This window comes from Cryobacterium arcticum (assembly GCF_001679725.1).
In the GTDB taxonomy this organism is placed as follows: Bacteria; Actinomycetota; Actinomycetes; order Actinomycetales; family Microbacteriaceae; genus Cryobacterium; species Cryobacterium arcticum_A.
The window spans coordinates 1,382,454-1,402,520 of sequence record NZ_CP016282.1; the positions used below are offsets into that span (position 1 = coordinate 1,382,454).

Genomic DNA, 20,067 nt, shown 5'->3' on the forward strand with positions numbered 1-20,067 from the left:
CGTTTGAGTAAGCACTCCTACCCCCTGTTCGTTGCGATTGACGGGCCTGCCGGCAGCGGCAAGTCCAGCGTGAGCCGTGCCGTGGCCCGCAAGCTCGGCTACGGCTACCTCGACACCGGCGCCGCCTACCGGGCCCTCGCCTGGCACGTGCTGGCGCAGCACATCGACGCGCAGGACGCGGATGCCGTCGCCGGCGCCCTGGACACCTTCGACTACACGATCGGCACCGAACCGGATGCCTACTTCGTGCGGGTGGGCCAGACCGACGTCACCGACGCCATCCGGGAACCGCAGATCTCGGCCGTGGTCAGCGCCATCGCGCGGGTCCCTGCGGTGCGCACACACCTCACCGAGCTGTTCCGCACGATCGCCCGGGCCGTTCCGCAGCCCGGTGTGGTGGTGGAGGGCCGCGACATCACCACCGTCGTGGCACCGGAGGCCGAGGTGCGCATTCTACTCACAGCGACCGAAGAGGCTAGAATGGCTAGGCGCTCTGCGGAAATATCAACCCAATCGGCCCACACCGTTGCGGAACAGTTGCGATCGAGGGATCGCGCTGACTCCCAGGTAGTGGAATTCATGAGCGCCGCAGACGGTGTGACCACCGTCGACTCCACCCATCTCGACTTCGACCAGACCATTGACGCGGTTGTAGAGGTCATCAATACCGCGAGGAACTCGCAATGACTAATCAATTCGACGACACGACGATCCCCGAACTCGACCCGGAAATCGCATCGCGCCTGACCGACCTCGACGAGGACGACGCGCTCATCTCGCAGCGCGCCACCGCGCTGCGCACCGGCCTGAACGAGTACGACCTCGACGACGAGGACTTCGACGTTCTCGACCACGTCTCAGAGGACCCCGACGCCATCACGTACCTGCCGGCGCTGCCGGTCATCGCGATCGTCGGCCGCCCCAACGTGGGCAAGTCCGCGCTCGTGAACCGCATCCTCGGCCGCCGCGAGGCCGTCGTGGAGGACACCCCCGGTGTGACCCGTGACCGGGTCACCTACAAGGGCGAGTGGCACGAACGCCGCTTCAGCCTCGTCGACACCGGCGGCTGGGAGCCCGACGCCAAGGGCATCGACGCTTCCGTGGCCATGCAGGCCGAGCTGGCCATCGAGCTGTGCGACGTCGTCATGTTCGTCGTCGACGCCAACGTGGGCCCCACCTCGACCGACGAGGCCGTCGTCAAGCTGCTGCGTCGCAGCGGCAAGCCCGTCTTCCTCATCGCCAACAAGGTCGACGACATCCGCCAGGAGCCCGAAGCGGCCAGCCTGTGGGCGCTCGGCCTCGGCCAGCCCTGGCCGGTCTCCGCGCTGCACGGCCGCGGCGTCGCCGACCTGCTCGACGCGATCCTCGAAGAACTCCCCGAGATCTCCAACGTCGCCAAGCAGGAAGTCGGCGGCCCCCGCCGCGTCGCCATCCTCGGCCGCCCGAACGTGGGCAAGTCCAGCCTGCTGAACAAGGTCGTCGGCGAAGAGCGCGTGGTTGTCAACGCCCTCGCCGGCACCACCCGCGACCCGGTCGACGAGCAGGTTGAGCTCGGCGGCAAGGTCTGGCGCTTCGTCGATACCGCCGGCATCCGCCGTCGTGTGCACCTGTCCCAGGGCGCCGACTTCTACGCGTCGCTGCGTACCAGCGCCGCGCTGGAGAAGGCCGAAGTGGCCGTCGTGCTCATCGACGTCACCGAGGTCATCAGCGAGCAGGACGTGCGCGTCATCGACCTGGTGCTCGAATCCGGCCGCGCCCTGGTGCTTGCCTTCAACAAATGGGACCAGATCGACGACGACCGTCGCCGCTACCTCGAGCGTGAGATCGAGCAGGACCTGGCCCACGTGGCCTGGGCCCCGCGCGTGAACATCTCGGCCAAGACCGGCCGTCACATGGAGAAGCTGGTTCCGGCCCTCGAGCTCGCGCTGGAGTCGTGGGACACCCGCGTCGCCACCGGCAAGTTCAACGCCTTCCTGGCCGAGCTGGCCGCGGAGCACCCGCACCCCGTGCGCAGCGGCAAGCAGCCGCGCATCCTGTTCGGCACCCAGGCCTCCAGCCGCCCGCCGACCTTCGTGATCTTCACCACCGGGTTCCTCGACCCGGGCTACCGCCGGTTCATCCAGCGCCGCCTGCGCGAGGTCTACGGCTTCGCCGGCAGCCCGATCAACATCAGCATGCGCGTGCGCGAGAAGCGCAAGCGCTAAGCACTCAGCGCCGCTGACGAACCGCACGCCGCCACCTTCGGGTGACGGCGTGCGGTTCTTTTTTTTGTGCGGATGCGCCGCCCGGCACCCCGCACCCCCCGTTTAAGGCGCATGGCCCTAGTGGACGCCCCGGGGCCGGCCCACCAAAACAGGTGGATTTGGCGCAAGGTTTACGCAAGATTGCCGCAAGGAGCCCGCAAGCCCGCCGCAGGAATCGCTGCTCTCCGACGGTGGATCCCAGTGCTGGCGCGGATCTCGGCCCCGGCGAAGGCTGTGCCTCGTTCGGGTTGCCCCCGGGGGAGGGGTCTTCTGTCGCCGCCGAGATTGTTCTAGGTTTTGAATGTCGGCAGAGTCCACCCGGCTCCACCGATCACAGCACGCCAACGGGCCCAACCCGGCCCGTGATCCACACCGAAGTGCACCACCCGACGTGCTCCACTCCTTTCGGGCTCCGGCCCGGTTCAACCTGCACCACCCAGCATCCGCAGCACCGGCCGGGCCCCGAAGCCCGGTCACCCACCGGGCCCCGAAGCCCGGGCGTCAGATTGCCGTCGCACCACCCGAAGGGTGCGCTCCTCCCTCCCGCAGGACCCCAGCCGGCCGCTTCCTAGAGCGGCTCTGGGTGCACCACGAAGCCTTCCGACATTTCCGCGTCCCCCCTGCATTTCGTTGATACCTGGTCTATACGAGAACCCGAAACTCTCGACCGTTGATCCAGCGAGATCCCTGGCCCTACCCCAAGGATGTAATTACTGTGCCTACGAAGTCCCTAGCTTCGCCTGCCCGCAAACGTCAGCTCGGTGCCGAACGCAGCACCCAGCCGCTCCCCACCGTGCACGATATCCCCAGTGATTCGAAGATCACCTGGGGCCGGCTGGCCATCATCGCCACGGTCGTGGCCTGGTTCGCCTACGTGATCTACACGATCCTGCGCCAGTTCCTCAACAACGGAACCGAGAGCTTCCGGTTCACCACCGAAGCCGTCTCGTACTGGGTCGTGGTGAGCTTCCTCACCTTCTCCGCGCTGATGTACCTCATCGCCCGGCAGGGTGCGCTGCAACGCTTCCGCGACCACGTGCGGGTGCCCCGCGCCGAACTGGACAGCCACTTCGCCACCCACCACGGCTCGCTCACGGTGCTGGTGCCCTCCTACAGCGAAGAGCCCGGCGTGGTGCGCGGCACCCTGTGGTCGGCGGCGCTGCAGGAATACCCCGACCTGCGCATCGTGCTGCTGCTGGATGACCCGCCCCATCCCACCGACCCGGCCGTGGCCGCGCAGCTGCAGGTGTCCCGCAGCATCGCCCGCGACATCGAACGGGCCCTGGCCGAACCCAAGGCCCGGTTCACCGAAGAGCTGCTCATCTGCGAGCTGGAACTGGCCGCCAACGAGCACCCCACCGAACGCGCCGTGCAGCGCCTGGCCGACAACTACCAGTGGGCCGCCCGCTGGCTGCAGGCGATGGCCTCCGCCGAGACCATCGACGACCACGTCGACACCTTCTTCGTCGAGCAGGTGCTCGGTGGCCTCGCCGCCGAACTCTCCCTCACCGGCGCGGCCCTGGCCGCCGCCGCGAAGGAGGGCACCGCCCCCTCCGCCGCCCGGATGCTTGAACTGCACCGCCGGCTGCTCTGGACGTTCTCCGCCGAGCTGGACACCTTCGAACGCAAACTGTTCTCCTCGCTCTCGCACGAGGCCAACAAGGCCATGAACCTCAACGCCTACATCGGCCTGATGGGTCGCCGGTTCCAGCGCGAAGACGGACCGGACGGCACCATCCTGCGCCCGGTCGAGGACGACGCCCCCGCCGACTACGTGGTGCGCGACTCCGAGTACCTGCTGACCCTCGACGCCGACTCGCTGCTGCTGCGCGACTACTGCCTGCGCCTGGTCTACTTCCTCGAGCAGCCCGACAACGCCCGCGTCGCGGTCACCCAGACCCCGTACTCCTCGTTCCGCGGCGCCCCCACCCGCATCGAACGCCTCGCCGGCGCCACCACCGACATCCAGCACATCCTGCACCAGGGCATGTCGTACTACGGTGCCACCTTCTGGGTGGGCGCCAACGCGGTGATCCGCAAGGTGGCGCTCGAGGACATCGTCGAGGTCGAGACCGTGGGCGGCTTCGAGGTGCGCCGGTACGTGCAGGACCGCACCGTGATCGAGGACACCGAGTCCAGCATCGACCTGGGCACGCACGGCTGGTCGCTGGTGAACTACCCCGAACGGCTCTCCTACAGCGCCACCCCGCCCGACTTCGGTTCGCTCATCGTGCAACGCCGCCGCTGGGCCAACGGTGGCCTGCTCATCCTGCCCAAGCTGTGGCGCCAGATGCGTGAACGCCGCCGCCAAGGCCACCCGATCAGCCTGATCGAACTGGCCCTGCGGGTGAACTACATGACCAGCATCGCCTGGGCCAGCTTCGGCCTGATCTTCCTGCTCGCCTACCCGTACGACAGCCGGCTGCTCAGCCCGGTCGTGGTGCTCGCCGCCCTGCCGTACTTCCTCGCCATGGGCAGCGACCTGCGCTACTGCGGGTACAAGTTCAGCGACATCTTCCGCATCTACGGGTTCAACCTGATCCTGCTGCCGGTGAACCTCGCCGGGGTGCTCAAGTCGCTGCAGCAGGCCGTGACCAGCAAGAAGATCCCGTTCGCCCGCACCCCCAAGGTGCGCAACCGCACGGCCGCCCCGCTCCTGTTCGTGGTGGTGCCGTTCCTCATCGTCGCGTTCTCCGCCCTCACCCTGTGGCGGGATGTCTCCAACGAGAACTGGGGCAACGCCGCGTTCGCCGGGTTCAACGCCCTGCTGGCCAGCACCGCGATCCTCACCTACATTGGCATCTGGAACTCGATCGTGGACATCTGGCTGGGCCTGACCCAGTGGATGTTCATTGAACGGGCCCCGCGCCGCAAGGGCGCCCAGGTGGCGCTGCCGCAGCCGGTCGAGCCCACCCTGGACTGGCGGGCCGTGATCTACCACGGACACGTCGTCGGCGAGCTGCCCAGCGATGTGGAACTGGTGACCGGACCGTTCGTCAAGCCCGTCGTCTCCAAGCGCGCCGCCAAGCAGGGCGTGCTCCGGTGAGCGCCGCAGACCCGGGCGCTGCGGCGCCCGTCACGCTGACCGCGCCCGCCGTCAAGGCCGACCGGCCGCGCCGCCGCCTCTCGGTGGTGCGGGTGTTCCTGGGCATCGTGCTTGTCGTGGCGCTCTCCGCCGGCGGCTACCTCGGCTGGCAGTGGTGGGGCTCGGCGCAGGCCGCCGAAGCCTACGACCCCTGGTTCGCCGGGTACGTCGACGTGACGGCCACCCCCACCTACGACTTCGAGGCCACGGCCGACCTGGCCGGCAACGACGTGGTGCTCTCCTTCATCGTCGCCGCCACCGACGACGCCTGCGCGCCCAGCTGGGGCACCCACTTCAGCCTCGACGAGGCGTCCGACGAGCTCGACCTCGACCGCCGTCTGGCCCGGGTGAAGCAGCTCGGCGGCCAGATCGTCGTCTCCTTCGGCGGCCTGCTCAACACCGAACTCGGCACCGGCTGCACCGACAAGGATGCGCTCATCGCCGCGTACGCCGCCGTGCTCGACCGCTACGACGTGACCACCATCGACCTCGACCTCGAGGGCGCCAACCTCACCGACTCGGCCGCGGCGACCCGCCGGGCCACCGCGATCGCCGAGCTGCAGGCCGACCGGCGCGCCGCGGGGGAGGACCTCGCCGTGTGGCTGACCCTGCCCGTGGCCACCGGCGGGCTCACCGAAGACGGCACCAACGCCGTCTCGGCGATGCTCGACGCCCAGGTGGACCTGGCCGGGGTGAACCTGATGACCATGGACTTCGGCAGCAGCAAGGACGCCGACGAGACCATGGCCGAGGCATCCATTCGCGGTGTCACCGCCGCGCACCGGCAGATCGGCACCCTGTACAGCCGGGCCGGCACCGAGCTGACGGATGCCACGGTGTGGCAGAAGATCGGCATCACCCCGATGGTGGGCCAGAACGACGTGGCGGGGGAGATCTTCGACCTCGATGACGCGAAGGCGCTGAACACCTTCGCCCAGGAGCAGAAGGTGGGCCGGATGTCCCTCTGGTCGCTGAACCGGGACACCACCTGTGGGTCGAACTACGCCGACGTCAAACGGGTGTCGGACTCCTGCAGCGGCATCGACCAGGGCGACGAGAAGTTCGTGGCGTTGCTGGGCGACGGTTTCACCGGCCGCCCGGTTGCCGCCGCCGCGGCGGTCACCACCGATGAGGCCGAGGAGATCGGCTCGATCGTCGACGACCCGGCCACCAGCCCGTACGCGATCTGGGCGGCGGAGTCGTCCTACCTCGAGGGCACCAAGGTGGTCTGGCACAAGAACGTCTACCAGACCAAGTGGTGGACCCGCGGTGACCTGCCCGACAACCCTGTGCTCAACGAGTGGGAGACGCCGTGGGTGCTGATCGGCCCGGTGCTGCCGGGGGAGACCCCCATCCCCAAGCCCACCCTGCCGGCAGGCACCTACCCCGAATGGCAAGGCACCGTCGTGTACGAGAAGAATGACATGATCCTCTTCGACGGCGTGCCCTACGAGAGCAAGTGGTGGAACCAGGGCGAGAGCCCGGATGCCGCCGCTGCGAACCCCGACGGCTCGCCGTGGTCGCCGCTCCCCGAGGCCGAGGTCAAGAAGCTCCTCGACGCCCTTCCGAAGTAGACAGGTTTTTGGGCGGCGAGGCCCAAACATAGATATGCCCGGGGTGGTGGTTAGGGCACCATCCCGGGCATTCCCCATTGGCGTCGAAACGCCTGGTGAGGCCGAGCTTAGCGGCACGCGCTGGAAGCGCAGTGCCCAGACTCTAGAACTTGACGGTCGGCTCGTCGCCCGACGCGTCGGTCGTCTTCGCGGTCGTCGCGGTGGGGGAGTCGTTGGCCGGGGCGGCTGCGGTTTCGTCGGCCACCACGGACGGCGTCACGGGGCGCTCGGCCGGCGCGTCAGTGGCGCTGACCGTGCCGGTCTCGGCGGTCCGAGCGCGCATCGGGGTGGTCTCCTCCGCGTCGAAGTCGCTGTCGTCGTCGAAGTTGAAGTCAGGCTCGTCGTGTGCAGCATCGACCGTCGCAACGGCGGTGGCGCTCTTGGCGATGGCCCGGCTCACCACGAGGGCGGCGAGGGTGATGATGAAGCCGATGACGCCGGCGGCGAGCAGGTTGGCGCCCAGGTTGCTGCCCGATTGGGCGGTGAAGTACGCCACGTAGTCGGAAGACTGCGAGGTGTAGAACTCGGCCTGGGTGGCGTTGGAGGAAGTGAGGATCAGATACCCCGCCACGGTCACAACCAGGTCGACAAGCCACAGCACCGCCAGGACGAGGTTGAACTTGGACAGGGGACGTGAGCTGTTCTGGGACATATCTTCCTTCGATTGATGAGCGGCCGGTGACGACCTCGCGTCACGCTACGCACCGTTCCTATGGACAACCTATGTACCACCAGGGAATCTCCACACCCCGGCCTGTGTCCCCCTGGGTACGTCGGTCGAGCTTGGTTCTCGTTGGTCGAGCTTGTCGAGACCCGCAACCTTTCGAACCCAACGCCCCCCCCACGTCGGTCGAGCTTGTCGAGATCCCGCAACCTTTCGATACCCAACGCACCCCCACGTCGGTCGAGCTTGTCGAGATCCCGCAACCTTTCGATACCCAACGCACCCCCACGTCGGTCGAGCTTGTCGAGACCCCGCAACCTTTCGAACCCAACGCCCCCACACGCTGATCGAGCCTGTCGAGATCCGGAACCCCGTCTCCGGTAGACACTAAAACGGTCTGGACGGTTGTCAACCTCCCCTCAACCCCCAAAAGTGAACGCAACCCCTCTCCCGACGCGGTAAGCTAGTCCAGTTGTCTCCGGTAGATCCCCTTGGGAATCCACCAGAACACGGCGGGCTGTAGCGCAGCTTGGTAGCGCACCTGACTGGGGGTCAGGGGGTCGCAGGTTCAAATCCTGTCAGCCCGACCAAATGTCCCGGAAACTCAAGGGTTTCCGGGACTTTTTTGGTTAAGAGATTTGATGTTCCCATCACTACCCCATCACTTTCAGCCCATTTCCGCCGCTTTTCCGGCCCCGTCATCTGAGGCGCTGAGGTCGGTTTCGGTTCCTCCCGGTCGTCCGGGATCGCCCGGCACACCTTCTGGGTATGAGCATTCACAACGAGAACCCCACCTCTCCTGCTTCCGACGATTGGGGCCTGGAGCCACTGATGGACGTTGCCGAGCTGGCGGCCTATCTGGGCATCCCGATCTCCACGGTCTACGACTGGCGGGTGCACGGCAAAGGCCCCGCGGCGTACCGGTTCGGCAAACACCTGAAGTTTGCGATCTCCGATGTGCGGGCCTGGATCGCCCAGCAGCGGGACCCCTCCTCCAGCGCGCCGAGGCATCCCGATCGGCGGTGAGCTGAGATGCCGCGGCAACGGTTGACCATCGGCACCTTCGGGGACATCAGCACCCGCCAGATGCTGAACACGGGTTGCCGAGAAGCGCGAGGTCGGCGAGATCCTCCGCGAGCTGATTCAAATGCTTCCTGAACTGCATACAGTCGTGCCGCTCGGTGATCACGCGAAGGACACGTGGCGGCGTTTCGCTCGGCCGGGACTCGGGACTGCGATGCGCACGGTCGAGTCATTCCATAGCGGCAACCAGGCAATGAATCAGCGTGGCCTCCGTTCCCACCTTCATGCTGCCCTCGCTCGAGGAGCCACCGACTGGCGCCTACCCGCCGCAGCTGAGGACGCTTCGATCATGGTCGAAATAGACGGCGTTGGGGGCACAACGAACCAATGGTACGAGGACAGCCACGGCGATCGGATCGATGTTCACCCACGTTGGTGGTGACTAACTGGCAGTGATCGATGGCAAGCCAGTGGCTCGCTTCAAGCAGAGGCGGAGCAGATCATCTTCCCTCACGCTCCGCTCACCTTTACTATCTCAGCGGTGTCCGCGTTCCCCACCCACCGCCAGCGACCTGGCGGGCAGGTGCGCAGACGGCATCACGGCTGCCGCCGTGGAACAGTCCACTGGGCACTCGTTCTGGGGGTATCCCGGGAGGTTGCGATAGAAATCGTCGATCATGAGCGCCACTAACCTGTGTCTATGTCAGTCTCTGCCGCCCGTTCCCCAAGGCCAAGACGGCTCCTAATCGGCGCGGCCGTGTTGCTGCTCGCGGGGCTGCCCTTGTTGCGATGCCCATAGTCGGTGTGCAGCGAGCATCTGACGGCGTCGCCAAGGCAGAGGCTATTGTTGAGCGCGCTACCAGCGAGGTGTCGCTCCTGACGAGTGCAGCGACAGCTGCCGCGTCAGATCTGAACGCGGCGGATGAAAAGAGAGAGACTGCGGAATCGGCTGCGGCGATCGCGAAAAGCTTGAGGTCGTTCTACATCGGTTTGCTCGCCACAAAACAAAGTGTGCAACAAGACTACGATCAGGCCATGCAGGCCGCAGCGGACTCTCATGACCGAGTCGCGGACGCGGTTGATGCCGCGGACGCGGAACTTGCCGGTGCCGAGCGCAATCTCTCTCTCGATAGTGACGACCTAGCTTCGCAAACCGATGCCCTGGCCCAAGCCGAGGGAGCGGCCTGGATCGTTGCGCCAATCGGCACAGTGGTTGTTGTTGCTGCGGCGGGATTGTTCGCATGGGCGTTGCGGTCACGCCCTTCCCGGAATCTTGGAACCTCGTCTAGGTCCTAACGACCAATCAAGTCAAGTCGGAACTTGCGTGGGCCGGTATCGCACGGCGACCGCCCCTGACCGGAACTCATGGCGGTCGACGAGTTTGAGCTTGATGCCCTCACGCAGACCGGCAAGCAACGTCGGCCCGTGTCCGGCTAGGACCGGCTGCACGAGGAACTCGTACTCGTCGATCAGTCCCAAGTTGGCCAGCGCCAGTGGGAGCGTGACGCCACCGACCCACAGGCCCTCGCCTGGCTCCTGTTTGAACCGCTGAACCGCTTGCGCCAAGTCGCCTTGCACCAGCTCGGCATTCCAATCGACCCCGTTCAGTGTGCTCGACACGACGTACTTCTTCGCCCGGTCGATGGTCTCGGCGAACGGGATCTGCCACTCGTCCATCCAGTCGGGCCAGGTGCCCGTTGTCGGCTTCCGCCATGCCGACGCCATCATCTCGTAGGTCACTCGGCCGAACAGCAGGGCATCGGCTCGCTCCAGCTGAGCGGTCCAGTAGCGCATCGACTCCTCGTCCGGGGGGAGTCCTGCCTCGTGATGGCAACAGCCGTCGAGCGTGACGTTGATCGAGTATCGGAGTGGTCTCATCTCGTTGCCCTCCATTGACGCGCACAGCGCGTTCTCATCGGACTGACGGTCAGCCAGGCCGCGTATTGGCTTGAACTGCTTATGGCCGAGCGTAACCGGCCATGCGGTTTGACGGCAGCGTCAGCGCTTGCATTCCGCTTTGGTCGCGGCCGTCCTCAAATGATTCCTTTTGGACATGTTGAGCAGGGAGTGCAGCTGGTACTCGCGCCGCGGTACGTCCGGATGCGAGACGCTGTTGCGAGTCGAACAGCTCGCGAGTTCTCGTGGCGGTGTCTACCCTGACCTACTTCTGGGAGTACTGCGGGCACGCATTGGCTTGAGCCCTCCGGGGGCAGTGGTGCCGTCGCTGAGGCCGTCGTCAAAGAGGGAGGGACTGTGGTGTCTGTTGATCGAGATGGCGTTGCTATGTGGGCTGGTCGAGGAAGGTTTCGGATGCTGTACCTGGGGCCGACTAGAAATAAGCACCCCAGTTCAGTACGAAAAGAACAGGTTGCCTGAGGCCTGTGAGATAGTCCCAGCCATGGATCAAGCACTGCCCGCACACCCGCAGAGCCACGCCCACCACACCGTGCCGCAGTTCTGGCTCAAGCAGTTCGCGGATTCCCAGTCATCACTGAAGATGTTCGCCGTGTCCGACAACAAGCTCGTCTCCGGGAGAGCGAGAGTTAGGAACGCCACGGTGCATCAAGACTTGTCCGTTCTTGATTCCTGGTTCGAGACCCATGACATCGATGAGAAGAAGCTCTTCGGCCCTATCGAAGGCAGGGCCGCAAAAGCTCTGGCTCCGTTGTGGAGCGCGCAAGATTTGTCCACAGTCTGGCCTCTGCCTCAGCGTGCGCGCAATGACATAGCAACTTTCCTGGCGGCGTCAGTCGTTCGTACACCGAAGTACAGGCTGCACGCCGACGCCGACCTAGAGCGGCAGGTAGCGAGAAAAGATAGAAGCATTCATGCCATCGATCTAGTTCGAAGCGGGGCGATTGTAGGAGATCCAGACGACCTGGCGCGAGTAAATCGGTACTACGGACTGTGGCAAGAAGGCGACAAGGCTCCGTCAAACGTCCAGTCGGATTACATGCGGACAGAGCTGCCGAAACTTGCGCGACATCTCTTCAACCAACGTTGGGTTCTCATGCAGGCCCCAGAGCCCACGTACGTCATCTCGGACAATCCGGTTGCACTGACTGGACAGCCGATGACATCCGGGCCACCCCGGTTCTACTCAGTGGACTCCCTGGACTCGCGGATGTCTATCACTGCTCTCTCTCGAACCCTCCTCCTCATGACCGACTGGCATCCACGGCAAGTCCTCGCCACTCTCGACTTCAATGGTGACAGCATCATCCCGTTTGACGCGGGGCGAGCCAACATAGCGCGAGCAACACTCATCTTGAACGCCGAAGCTCAGTTCTTCGAGCATCCGGACGACAGAATGGTTGAGGATATTTGGGCGCTGCGGGGTCCCGACAACGAAAACAACCGCTAGCTGGCGGCAGCCTAGCCTCGCAACATTCAGCCCCAGTCCTGATACGCCGCGCGCTGTTGCCGAGCCGGGGACGTGTTCGTTGGGACACCTATGGGTGCTTCCACGTGGCCGGCGCGGGCTTGCAAGATCACAAGCGGCGGCATGTGGGGAAGAGCTTGGGAGGGCTCGCGATGGCCCCAAAGGCGGCTCACAAACCCATCATTTACCCATCTAATTCATCTCTATTTGACCCAAAACGATGGCCTACAATTGGAGGCAGCGAATCGCCTGGTTCCCTGTAAACATAAGGGAATCTGAGGGTTTTCGGAGACATTCGGTAACGACCAAATTAAGGCCAGAGCCTTCAGGGGGTCGCTGGTTCAAATCTCTGTCTCCGAGTAGGCATCTACGGGCAAGCGGGAAAAGGACTGTTTCTTCTCTGACCAATCGCCGCGGAGCCAATCGAATTTGTATTGACGCGAAGCGGGTGCACCCACACCGACACCAGGGTCACGCTCATGCACTACATCCAACGCGGCGAACTGGTGAACCCGGCCACCGCCGCGCTCCTCGACCGGGCATTCGCTAGGGACAAAGACTAGGCACGATGCTGCCACCGTGGCAGCGGCGTAAAGCTGGGGTTTCGACGGAGTGCATTCAACTGGTCCCAGGAAGGTGGCCTGGCTAGCTAAACCCCGCGCTGCGAGGGATTTGGCCCGGTCTTCGACCAGCTCAAGCCCTCGCGTCAGCGGATTGCCGCGCTGGCCTCGGACTTGGTGACGTACCGGGAGAACCGCAGCGCCGGGATGGGCAAGTTCATCGAGGCCAATGTGGTCTGCTCCGACACGCCATCCGACGTGCCGCCGGGGGGTCAAGGAACGGCACAAGGATACAAACGACGAGCTGGAACTGGTGATTGTCGAGGACTCCCGGCGAGTTTCCCCTTGACTTCTCTGCTGACCGTCGTCAGTCTTTTCGCAACAGGAGGGGGCATCCGTCTGCTCCTAGCCCAGTGGAGGCTACTGATGTTCCGTGCCACGTCGCTGATGCGTTCCGCAACCTCCGACGACCGGGTCACGCGCCTTGAGCTATTCTTCGATCTGGTCTTTGTCTTCGCGCTGTCGCAGCTGTCCCACCATTTGCTGGAGTATCCCTCATGGGTGGGGGCCGGTGAAACATTTGTGCTTCTTCTTGCGGTCTATAAGGTGTGGGTGTACACGACCTGGTCGGCTACATTGCTGGACACTTCGCGGCTTCAGGTGCAGTGGATGCTGCTGATCGTCATGCTTGTCACACTGTTCATGAACGCCTCAATCGGCTCAGCGTTTGGTGACTTCGGCTGGCTCTTTGCTGCGAGTTATCTCCTGGCCCAGCTGGGCCGGGGCGCGTGGATGCTCACTGTCGGACTTGACCGGACCACCCACGACCATTTCGTGCGCACACTGATCTGGGGGTGTGTGAGCGCCCCGTTTTGGATTGCCGGCGTCTTCTTCGCTCCGGGGCCGCGTTTGATCTTCTGGAGTGTCGCTGCCGCGATCGATCTGGGCGGCCATATGGTGGCCCACCGGTTGCCGGGGCGTAAAACCGAAGGAAGCCGGGTCCCGCTCACGGGAGAGAGGATCTTTGAGCGGTTCGGGTTGTTCTACCTGATCGCGCTCGGGGAGACGATCCTTTCAACCGGTCTGGCGATTGCAGGCAATCTGGAGGACCCCTTGATATTTCTGACCGGGACCGTAAGTTTGGCCGGAAGCGTCGCGGTCTGGTGGTGCTACTTCCATGGCCTCGAACAGGAAATTCTGAAAAAGCTTGCTTCTGTCGATGATCAGTTCCGGCCCGGCATTTTGGCGGGCAACACCTTGGTCATTTTACTGGCAGGCCTGATCCTGGTGGCGGTTGGTGATCAGCTCGTGATCAGCGATCCGGCCGTCCGCCCCGATCTGGCCACCGTTCTGTTTCTTTTTGGTGGGCCGGCTCTCTTCCTTGCCGGCCGGGGCTTTTTTATTCGACAGGTACTTGGCCAACGCCAACCATCTGATCTCGCCGGCATCGGAGCCTTGGTGCTGCTGGCAAATTTGAGCTTTCTCCTCCCGGCCTTCGTTGCCGCTATTGGGGCCGTTCTTCCCCTCATAGGCGTAGCAGTCTCCGACACCGTGAACCGCCGCCGCCGAACGCAACAGGGAGCCCCCTGACGGCCGCGGTCGGGGGCGCTGCAGTTATTGGAGCACCTCGACCTGCGGCGAATCGAACAGCAGGTAGATCGACTCGACACCCAAGACACCGCGCGCCGTAATCCGATCGGTGTCGCTCTTGGCGTGCTGATTTTGATTGTGGCTGGAGCAGCCAGCTGGCTTATGGCTTCGACAGGCGCTTGGTGGTGGCTAGCCACGCGGGGCGTGGCCATGCTGTGGGCCCCACCCGTAATCGAGCATCTGTTGGAGCAGCCCTGCCAGTGCCGGCTACTAAGCCGACCATCAAGGCGCCGCTTGACAAGAACATAGGGAAATACCGCCGTTGCGCCCCCATAATGGGGACAGCTCCTGTGTCCCGCTCCGACAATCCGAAATTGCCGCTTATGAATGCTGCACCCTCCATCTCCAACGGGCTCGTGTTCCGTCGCACCCTCCGTGGCTTCGAGCCCGCAGACGTTGACGCGCTTGTCCCTGCCAGCGACCGAGTAAGGGTGTCAGAAAGATGATGCATGGTGTGAGCGAACTCAGCATCGACGCTGAGGCGGCGCCCGCGGGTGAACGCGATGTCGCTGGACTTCTGCTCGACGTTGCGCGCCGGTTGGGCGACAGCGTGTCTGTTCATGGGGTGTCGACGGTCATCGCGGATGCCGCGCCCGAGGTGGTCGGCAGTGATCGGTCCGTTGTCGTGCTCTGGGATGAAGCGGGCGAACAATTCTTCATGTCGGCGACCTCGCGGTGGCCGGGTGAACTAGTTGACAACCTGAATGCGTGGGTGGGCACGCCAGACGACAGCCCCGACCTCAAGCGAATCATGCAGAGTGGCCGACCGGCGTTGCTTCACGAGGGCAGCCGGTCCGCGTGGGTGGATTCGTTGCTCAACGATTTCAACATCACCGCGTTCGCCGTTACACCGATCATGGTGAATGGACGTTTCATGGGGCTCATCGCGGTCCACTGGGCTGGAAGCCGTGCGCCTCGTACCCTCAGCACTTCATGTGCCGACCGGCTGACGGGTCTGGCGAGCATGGCGGGCATTGCGCTGAACGGCCAGCTGCTCCTCGAGGACAACGAGTGGAGTGTCGGCCATGATGAGTTGACAGGGTTGCTGAATCGCAACGCTTTCCGAAGGCACGCGATCGAAGTGCTCCAGGACGAACCGACGGCACCAGTTACGGTACTTGCCTGTGTCATCGATCGCTTTGATCGGGTCGCCACGGTGTTTGCTCAGGATGCGATCGATTCGATCCTCCGCGAGGTGAGCGATCGGCTGAGGGCCACAGTCGGCGACCGTGCGATCATCGCTTGTTACTCGGGCGATGAGTTTCTTTTTATGCTGCCGAACACGGCCCAGAATGCCGGGGACGGAGTGATTTCGCGGATCAAAACGCAGATGGCGTTGCCGTTCGCTGTGGGGAACCGGGACATCCACCTCGATCTGCTCATCGGGCGTGCCGTTAGCGAGGGCGACGGCGCGGCGGATCCTCTGATTGTGGCGCAGACGCTTGTGACTGAAGCGGAGGCAGATCTGCGTGTGCGCAAGAATGCCCGACCACCCGTTCACATCAACCCTCCAGTTGACGACGAGCTTCAGCTTGATGCCGACCTCCGGTGGGCGGCGAATAACGGCGAGATTGTGGCCGCGTATCAGCCGCAGATTGATCTGGCGTCGGGCCGAACGGTCGGTGTTGAGGCCCTCGCGCGATGGAACCATCCCAAGCACGGGGCAATCTCACCAGCGCAGTTCATCCCGTTGGCCGAAGCGAACGGCACGATCGTGCAGATCGGCAGAGCGATGCTTGCGCATGCGTGTCGTGATGCTGCTGCCTGGCTGCGGAGCGGTCACCGGCTCGTGACTTCGGTCAATGTCTCGGCGGTACAGCTTGAGCTGGATTACTGCGTGCCATATGTTCGTGCCCTGCTCGAGGAATTCAGCCTGCCGCCGGAACTGCTCACGATCGAGATAACGGAATCCGGGGCGGTGAGGGATCTTAGTGATGCCCAGGACCAGTTGCGGGCGTTGCGCAACCTCGGCGTGGGGATCTCCATCGACGACTTCGGCACGGGTTTCTCGTCGCTGACACAGTTGAACATGCTGCCGGTGACTGAGCTCAAGATCGACATGTCGTTTGTGCAGGGCATCGATGGGGGCGGGCACCACATCGTCGCTGGGGTTGTCGGGTTCGCGCGTGGGCTGGAGTTGGAGGTCGTGGCGGAGGGCGTCGAGACGGACCGGCAGCTTGAGGTGCTCCGCGAACTCGGCTGTGACCGTGGACAGGGGTACCTGTGGTCGCGACCCACCGACTTTCAGGGCGTGTGCGTGTTTCTGGGTGATGAGTTGTAGTGTCGCCGCAACCTTCTGGCATCCAGCCGGTGGGTATAGTGCTTGCTCTGTCGAACGCCGACGCCGACGCCACAGCCCTCGCCGCATTAGATACACCGGTCGGGGCGCCTGCCGAGTAGATAGTCGGCTCGCGCCTCGGCTCTAGCATCTGTCCTCGCGGGTATAACAGTCCGCGCTGACGACTGGCTAGTGCCGAGTCCAACTTGTCCGGGGCGGTAAGGGTTGCGGTCAAGGCATTCCGGCGTTCCCAGGTGAGCGGTGAACTCGTTTGTCAGAGCGCAGTATTCGCTCGAGAGGGTGGCGTGTCTGCGATGTTGTCAAGGAGATACGCTCCCGATCCCGTGCTGGGGGAGCGGGCGTCCCCGCTCCCCAGATGTCCAGCTCGGGCAGTGCCATCGCCCGACCCAAACGTGTAGATCGCTCGTCAACGCCCGCAGGCCCACGTCGCGTTGTCGAGACGGCCAGCCTGTCCTCCTAAGACGATGACTTCGGCGTTGACAGTTAGACGATCGGCGTACGGCACACTCTCGCGGACCAACGCAGGCTGTCGCTAGTCGCTGTTGACGAGGATGCTCTTGTGTGCAGAGTCGTCTCTCCCTTGCCCTGCGCCCGCGTTTGAGAGAGGTCAGAGCATTTCCAGCGGCTCCTTGCTAGACGGCGGTGGGAAGATCTGGTCGAGCTGTTTCAGCTCGTTGGTACTGAAGCTGATCTCTATCGCGGCGCGATTCTCCGCCACGCGTGCCGGAGTGGAGGCTTTCACGATGGCAAAGACTTCGGGAAGTCTAAGCACCCAGGCCAGCGCCAACTGAGCTGGGGTTACTTCCTTTGCGCCGGCCATGTCGCGGACCGTGGGGTGTTCGAGCAATCGGCCGTGGTCGACCGGGGAGTAGGCCATCAACGGAATCCCAGCCTGGCGGCATCTCGGAAGAAGGTCGTACTCAGGTCCGCGGCGGGCGAGGTTGTAGAGCACCTGATCGGTCTGCGCCCGCGCTCCGCCCGGCACCGAGGCCAGTTGGTCGAGGTCATCGGTGTCGAAATTGCTGACGCCCCAGCTGCGTATCAGCCCCGCCTGCACTAGTTCTTCGAACCCCGCCACCGTTTCGGCCAGCGGCACTCGTCCGCGCCAGTGCAGCAGGTACATGTCGAGGTAGTCGGTGCCCAACCGCCGCAGACTGGCCTGGCAGGCTTCCACCGTCCCTCGTCGTGTGGCGTGGCTGGGCACGACCTTGCTGACGAGGTAGATACTGTCTCGCTGTCCCGCGATAGCCTCACTGACGAGCTCCTCGGCGGCGCCGTCGCCGTACATCTCGGCAGTGTCGATCAGCGTCAAGCCGTTCTCGATGCCTGTGCGCAGGGCGGCTAACTCCGTCGGGCGCCGGTCGGGTCGCTCGCCCATGTACCAGGTGCCCAGACCCAGGGCCGGGACGGTGCCTGCGTCGGGCAGAGACACGGCACGGATGGTTGGTGTACTCATGCGCCGGTGACTCCGGGGTAGGGCGGCTAGCCCGGGACCTTCTCGGCGAGAATGTCGATCTTCTCGATCTGCGGTTCGGAGAACAGGACTCCGGTGTTCGGCCCGAGTGCTTGGCCGACACCCCCGGCGAGGTGGGCATCGCGCGCTTCGTCATCGGGGAAGACGTCGTACACGCCGAAGGTCGACGGGCCGAACTGGATGGCGAACCAGGCGACGGTGCCCGGTTCATCCATCACGATCGCACGTGCATTCTTGAGGAAGTCGGACAGTTCTAACTCCTTGCCCGGCAGGGCCTCGAGACGCACCAAGAGGGCTTTGGTCAACATGGACGGACTCCTTCACTGCGATCAATGCGGCCGCGGAAGCACCAGCCACCACCTGAACTTAATCCCGTTAGTGAGCCGTGAACAGGGAGGTGCTGAGCGCCTCCGCACGACACCACGGCCTCCCGGCGTCAGTCGGCGACGGGCTTGATCAGCTCGGGCGAGTTGTTGGGCACATCGCCGACCGCACGCGACACGACATGGTCGTCGAGCGTCTCGGCCAGGACCGGCGCCGCGTCGAGGACGTCGCGCACGTTGTCGATGATCTCCTTGTAGCGCCACCATTCGTACAGCCCGGCCATGAACAGCGGCGATCCGTCGGTCGGGGTCCCCTACTCGGGCCTTGCCCGTTGAGGGATCGTTATCCACGCCAAATTCAGGCTGATGCAGAACCCCGCTTCGTTGGCCCCGATGTGTGTCAGATGGGGTGACCGCAACGAGTTTCGCTGAGGCGCGCCCACCTGGGACAGAGGTGTCTCGTATCCCTGGAGATTTGAGACCTCTCACCGTCCGGTCGCCGGCGGTGTTCGATCGTTGAGTTCAAACGCACTGCCCCTGGACCAACGGCAAAGTCGAACGCCTCAACCGCACCCTTGCGACCGAATGGGTCTACCGCCAGATCTTCACAAGCAACCAGCAACGCACCAACGCCCTTGCCCCTTGGCTGATCTACCACAACACTGAACGCATCCACACCGGCATTGTGTAACGCCCATCCGCCGAGTGTCACCCAGGTAGTCGCTCAGTACAGCTAGCCGTCCAAACTCACCTGGCCCAATCCGGGCAGGGGAATCGGCTGCTCGCGAGAAAGGGAACAATATGACGGCCACGTCCGGTCAGAGCGTCCTGATCAATGGGTTCGGGGTGCTCTTCGTGATATTGAATGCGTTCGGGTTGGGCCTCAGGCTTCCGGTCGGCAAGTTGCTGGCACAGGCCCTTGCCCATTGGAAGATTGCCGTCTGGGCGTTGGCGATCAATTTCGTCATCATCCCGCTCCTGTTCATCGGCTATTTGCTGACGATAGCCTCGTCCATTCCAGGAGAGATCAAAGTCGGATTCTGTGTTGCAGCCCTGTGTGCAGGTATGCCCTTCGCCCCTCTCCTCGCCCGGTTGGCGAAGGCCGATGTGAGCATAGCCACCACACTGCTGGTGGTCTTGACTGTCGCGACCGTCATAGCCCTCCCGCTCGGGTTGCCCCTCGCCATCGATGCGGTTGACGCGCAACTCAAGGTCTCGTTCTGGGGTGTTGCTTGGCCGCTGCTGCTCTTTTTGCTTTACCGCTGGTCCTCGGGTGCGCCTTCAGGGTCTGGTGGCCCGACCTGACGCCGCCACTCGCACCGTGGTCTGTACGAGTTGCAAATTCTGTGTCTGCTCTTTAACCTCAACTTCACGCTGCTTGCGTACTGGAATCAGATCGTGCAGACCTGGGGCACAGGGAGCTACATCGCTGCCCTTGCCGGCCCATTCATCGGCCTTGGGTGTGGCTACCTTCTCGTGTCCAGTCTTCGAGTCAAAGACGTGGGAGTCAGGCATGCGACCGAGATAACGACGGCGGTACGCAACATCGCTCCGATGCTTCTCATGATGATATTTCCCTTTGCAGCCGACCCGCTGGTCACGGTGTCGATCACGATCCTCAATACCTTCGGCATCGTAGTCGTCCTCCTATTCGCCCTGATATGGAGGCGCGCCGCTTCACCGGGGGACACTCACTCAACAACCAACGAGCCCGCCAGCGAAGGCCAGCCCCCGGCCACTTCGACGTGACG

General features: G+C 64.0%; 16 protein-coding genes, 1 tRNA gene and 1 pseudogene. 13 read left to right on the forward strand and 5 right to left on the reverse strand.

Features of this window, described 5'->3' with window-relative positions:
* Window positions 1-3: 3 nt before the first annotated feature.
* The 4 genes from cmk (at window position 4) to PA27867_RS06140 (ending at window position 6,902) form a co-directional block, all read left to right on the forward strand.
* Window positions 4-687, forward strand: a complete 684-nt coding sequence (gene cmk / locus PA27867_RS06125) for a (d)CMP kinase (RefSeq protein ID WP_066594451.1) — start codon at window positions 4-6, stop codon at window positions 685-687.
* Complete coding sequence (gene der / locus PA27867_RS06130) at window positions 684-2,204, forward strand: ribosome biogenesis GTPase Der (protein WP_066594454.1); 1,521 nt, start codon at window positions 684-686, stop codon at window positions 2,202-2,204. Before cmk ends, der begins: the two co-directional genes overlap by 4 nt.
* A gap of 754 nt (window positions 2,205-2,958) precedes the next feature.
* Window positions 2,959-5,289: a glycosyltransferase family 2 protein gene (locus PA27867_RS06135; RefSeq protein ID WP_084020768.1), complete on the forward strand. Its 2,331-nt coding sequence runs from the start codon at window positions 2,959-2,961 to the stop codon at window positions 5,287-5,289.
* A complete protein-coding gene (locus tag PA27867_RS06140; protein ID WP_066594456.1) occupies window positions 5,286-6,902 on the forward strand; it encodes a chitinase in 1,617 nt (538 codons plus the stop codon). The genes PA27867_RS06135 and PA27867_RS06140 overlap by 4 nt, the downstream gene beginning before the upstream one ends.
* A 142-nt stretch (window positions 6,903-7,044) precedes the next feature.
* Here the strand turns inward: PA27867_RS06140 and PA27867_RS06145 are convergent, their stop codons facing one another.
* Window positions 7,045-7,593 carry a hypothetical protein gene (locus PA27867_RS06145; RefSeq protein WP_066594459.1) on the reverse strand — a complete coding sequence of 183 codons (549 nt, stop codon included), beginning with the start codon at window positions 7,591-7,593 and terminating at the stop codon, window positions 7,045-7,047.
* 525 nt (window positions 7,594-8,118) lie between these two features.
* Here PA27867_RS06145 and PA27867_RS06150 point away from each other — a divergent pair.
* The 3 genes from PA27867_RS06150 to PA27867_RS20555 all read left to right on the forward strand — a co-directional run bounded on the left by PA27867_RS06150 (window position 8,119) and on the right by PA27867_RS20555 (window position 9,924).
* Window positions 8,119-8,195: transfer RNA gene (locus PA27867_RS06150), tRNA-Pro, on the forward strand.
* Window positions 8,196-8,373: 178 nt separating this feature from the next.
* A complete protein-coding gene (locus PA27867_RS06155; protein ID WP_236900852.1) occupies window positions 8,374-8,631 on the forward strand; it encodes a helix-turn-helix domain-containing protein in 258 nt (85 codons plus the stop codon).
* Window positions 8,632-9,417: 786 nt separating this feature from the next.
* Window positions 9,418-9,924 (forward strand): hypothetical protein, encoded by a 507-nt coding sequence (locus PA27867_RS20555; protein ID WP_157109138.1) that lies wholly within the window; start codon window positions 9,418-9,420, stop codon window positions 9,922-9,924.
* A gap of 12 nt (window positions 9,925-9,936) precedes the next feature.
* On the opposite strand, the gene PA27867_RS06160 is transcribed toward PA27867_RS20555, so the two are convergent.
* The gene (locus tag PA27867_RS06160; RefSeq protein WP_066599265.1) at window positions 9,937-10,506 is read right to left on the reverse strand and encodes a dihydrofolate reductase family protein; all 570 of its coding nucleotides are present in this window, start codon (window positions 10,504-10,506) and stop codon (window positions 9,937-9,939) included.
* A gap of 520 nt (window positions 10,507-11,026) precedes the next feature.
* Here PA27867_RS06160 and PA27867_RS06165 point away from each other — a divergent pair.
* The 3 genes from PA27867_RS06165 to PA27867_RS06175 all read left to right on the forward strand — a co-directional run bounded on the left by PA27867_RS06165 (window position 11,027) and on the right by PA27867_RS06175 (window position 16,501).
* Entirely contained in the window at window positions 11,027-11,992 is a 966-nt protein-coding gene (locus PA27867_RS06165; protein ID WP_066594462.1) for a DUF4238 domain-containing protein, read from the forward strand.
* A gap of 923 nt (window positions 11,993-12,915) precedes the next feature.
* A complete protein-coding gene (locus PA27867_RS06170) occupies window positions 12,916-14,160 on the forward strand; it encodes a low temperature requirement protein A (protein ID WP_236900853.1) in 1,245 nt (414 codons plus the stop codon).
* Between the two features lie 514 nt (window positions 14,161-14,674).
* The gene (locus PA27867_RS06175; RefSeq protein WP_167550822.1) at window positions 14,675-16,501 is read left to right on the forward strand and encodes a putative bifunctional diguanylate cyclase/phosphodiesterase; all 1,827 of its coding nucleotides are present in this window, start codon (window positions 14,675-14,677) and stop codon (window positions 16,499-16,501) included.
* A 625-nt stretch (window positions 16,502-17,126) separates the two neighbouring features.
* Here PA27867_RS06175 and PA27867_RS06180 read toward each other — a convergent pair.
* From PA27867_RS06180 to PA27867_RS20560, 3 genes are all read right to left on the reverse strand, one after another.
* Window positions 17,127-17,975 (reverse strand): aldo/keto reductase, encoded by an 849-nt coding sequence (locus PA27867_RS06180; RefSeq protein ID WP_066594468.1) that lies wholly within the window; start codon window positions 17,973-17,975, stop codon window positions 17,127-17,129.
* A gap of 26 nt (window positions 17,976-18,001) precedes the next feature.
* Window positions 18,002-18,301 carry a putative quinol monooxygenase gene (locus tag PA27867_RS06185; RefSeq protein ID WP_066594469.1) on the reverse strand — a complete coding sequence of 100 codons (300 nt, stop codon included), beginning with the start codon at window positions 18,299-18,301 and terminating at the stop codon, window positions 18,002-18,004.
* A gap of 128 nt (window positions 18,302-18,429) precedes the next feature.
* A complete protein-coding gene (locus PA27867_RS20560) occupies window positions 18,430-18,600 on the reverse strand; it encodes a hypothetical protein (RefSeq protein ID WP_236900854.1) in 171 nt (56 codons plus the stop codon).
* Window positions 18,601-18,836: 236 nt separating this feature from the next.
* Here PA27867_RS20560 and PA27867_RS20185 point away from each other — a divergent pair.
* From PA27867_RS20185 to PA27867_RS06195, 3 genes and pseudogenes are all read left to right on the forward strand, one after another.
* A pseudogene (locus tag PA27867_RS20185) lies at window positions 18,837-19,036 on the forward strand (integrase core domain-containing protein); the annotation flags it as partial.
* Window positions 19,037-19,117: 81 nt separating this feature from the next.
* Window positions 19,118-19,621, forward strand: a complete 504-nt coding sequence (locus tag PA27867_RS06190) for a bile acid:sodium symporter (RefSeq protein WP_066594471.1) — start codon at window positions 19,118-19,120, stop codon at window positions 19,619-19,621.
* Between the two features lie 93 nt (window positions 19,622-19,714).
* Complete coding sequence (locus PA27867_RS06195; RefSeq protein ID WP_157109139.1) at window positions 19,715-20,065, forward strand: hypothetical protein; 351 nt, start codon at window positions 19,715-19,717, stop codon at window positions 20,063-20,065.
* Window positions 20,066-20,067: the final 2 nt, after the last annotated feature.

Coding starts and splice junctions, on each gene's coding strand:
- der (WP_066594454.1), top strand. CDS start 684: ATGACTAATCAATTCGACGACACGACGATCCCCGAACTCGACCCGGAA.
- PA27867_RS06145 (WP_066594459.1), bottom strand. CDS start 7,593: ATGTCCCAGAACAGCTCACGTCCCCTGTCCAAGTTCAACCTCGTCCTG.
- PA27867_RS06155 (WP_236900852.1), top strand. CDS start 8,374: ATGAGCATTCACAACGAGAACCCCACCTCTCCTGCTTCCGACGATTGG.
- PA27867_RS20555 (WP_157109138.1), top strand. CDS start 9,418: ATGCCCATAGTCGGTGTGCAGCGAGCATCTGACGGCGTCGCCAAGGCA.
- PA27867_RS06160 (WP_066599265.1), bottom strand. CDS start 10,506: ATGAGACCACTCCGATACTCGATCAACGTCACGCTCGACGGCTGTTGC.
- PA27867_RS06165 (WP_066594462.1), top strand. CDS start 11,027: ATGGATCAAGCACTGCCCGCACACCCGCAGAGCCACGCCCACCACACC.
- PA27867_RS06180 (WP_066594468.1), bottom strand. CDS start 17,975: ATGAGTACACCAACCATCCGTGCCGTGTCTCTGCCCGACGCAGGCACC.
- PA27867_RS06185 (WP_066594469.1), bottom strand. CDS start 18,301: ATGTTGACCAAAGCCCTCTTGGTGCGTCTCGAGGCCCTGCCGGGCAAG.
- PA27867_RS20560 (WP_236900854.1), bottom strand. CDS start 18,600: ATGGCCGGGCTGTACGAATGGTGGCGCTACAAGGAGATCATCGACAAC.
- PA27867_RS06190 (WP_066594471.1), top strand. CDS start 19,118: ATGACGGCCACGTCCGGTCAGAGCGTCCTGATCAATGGGTTCGGGGTG.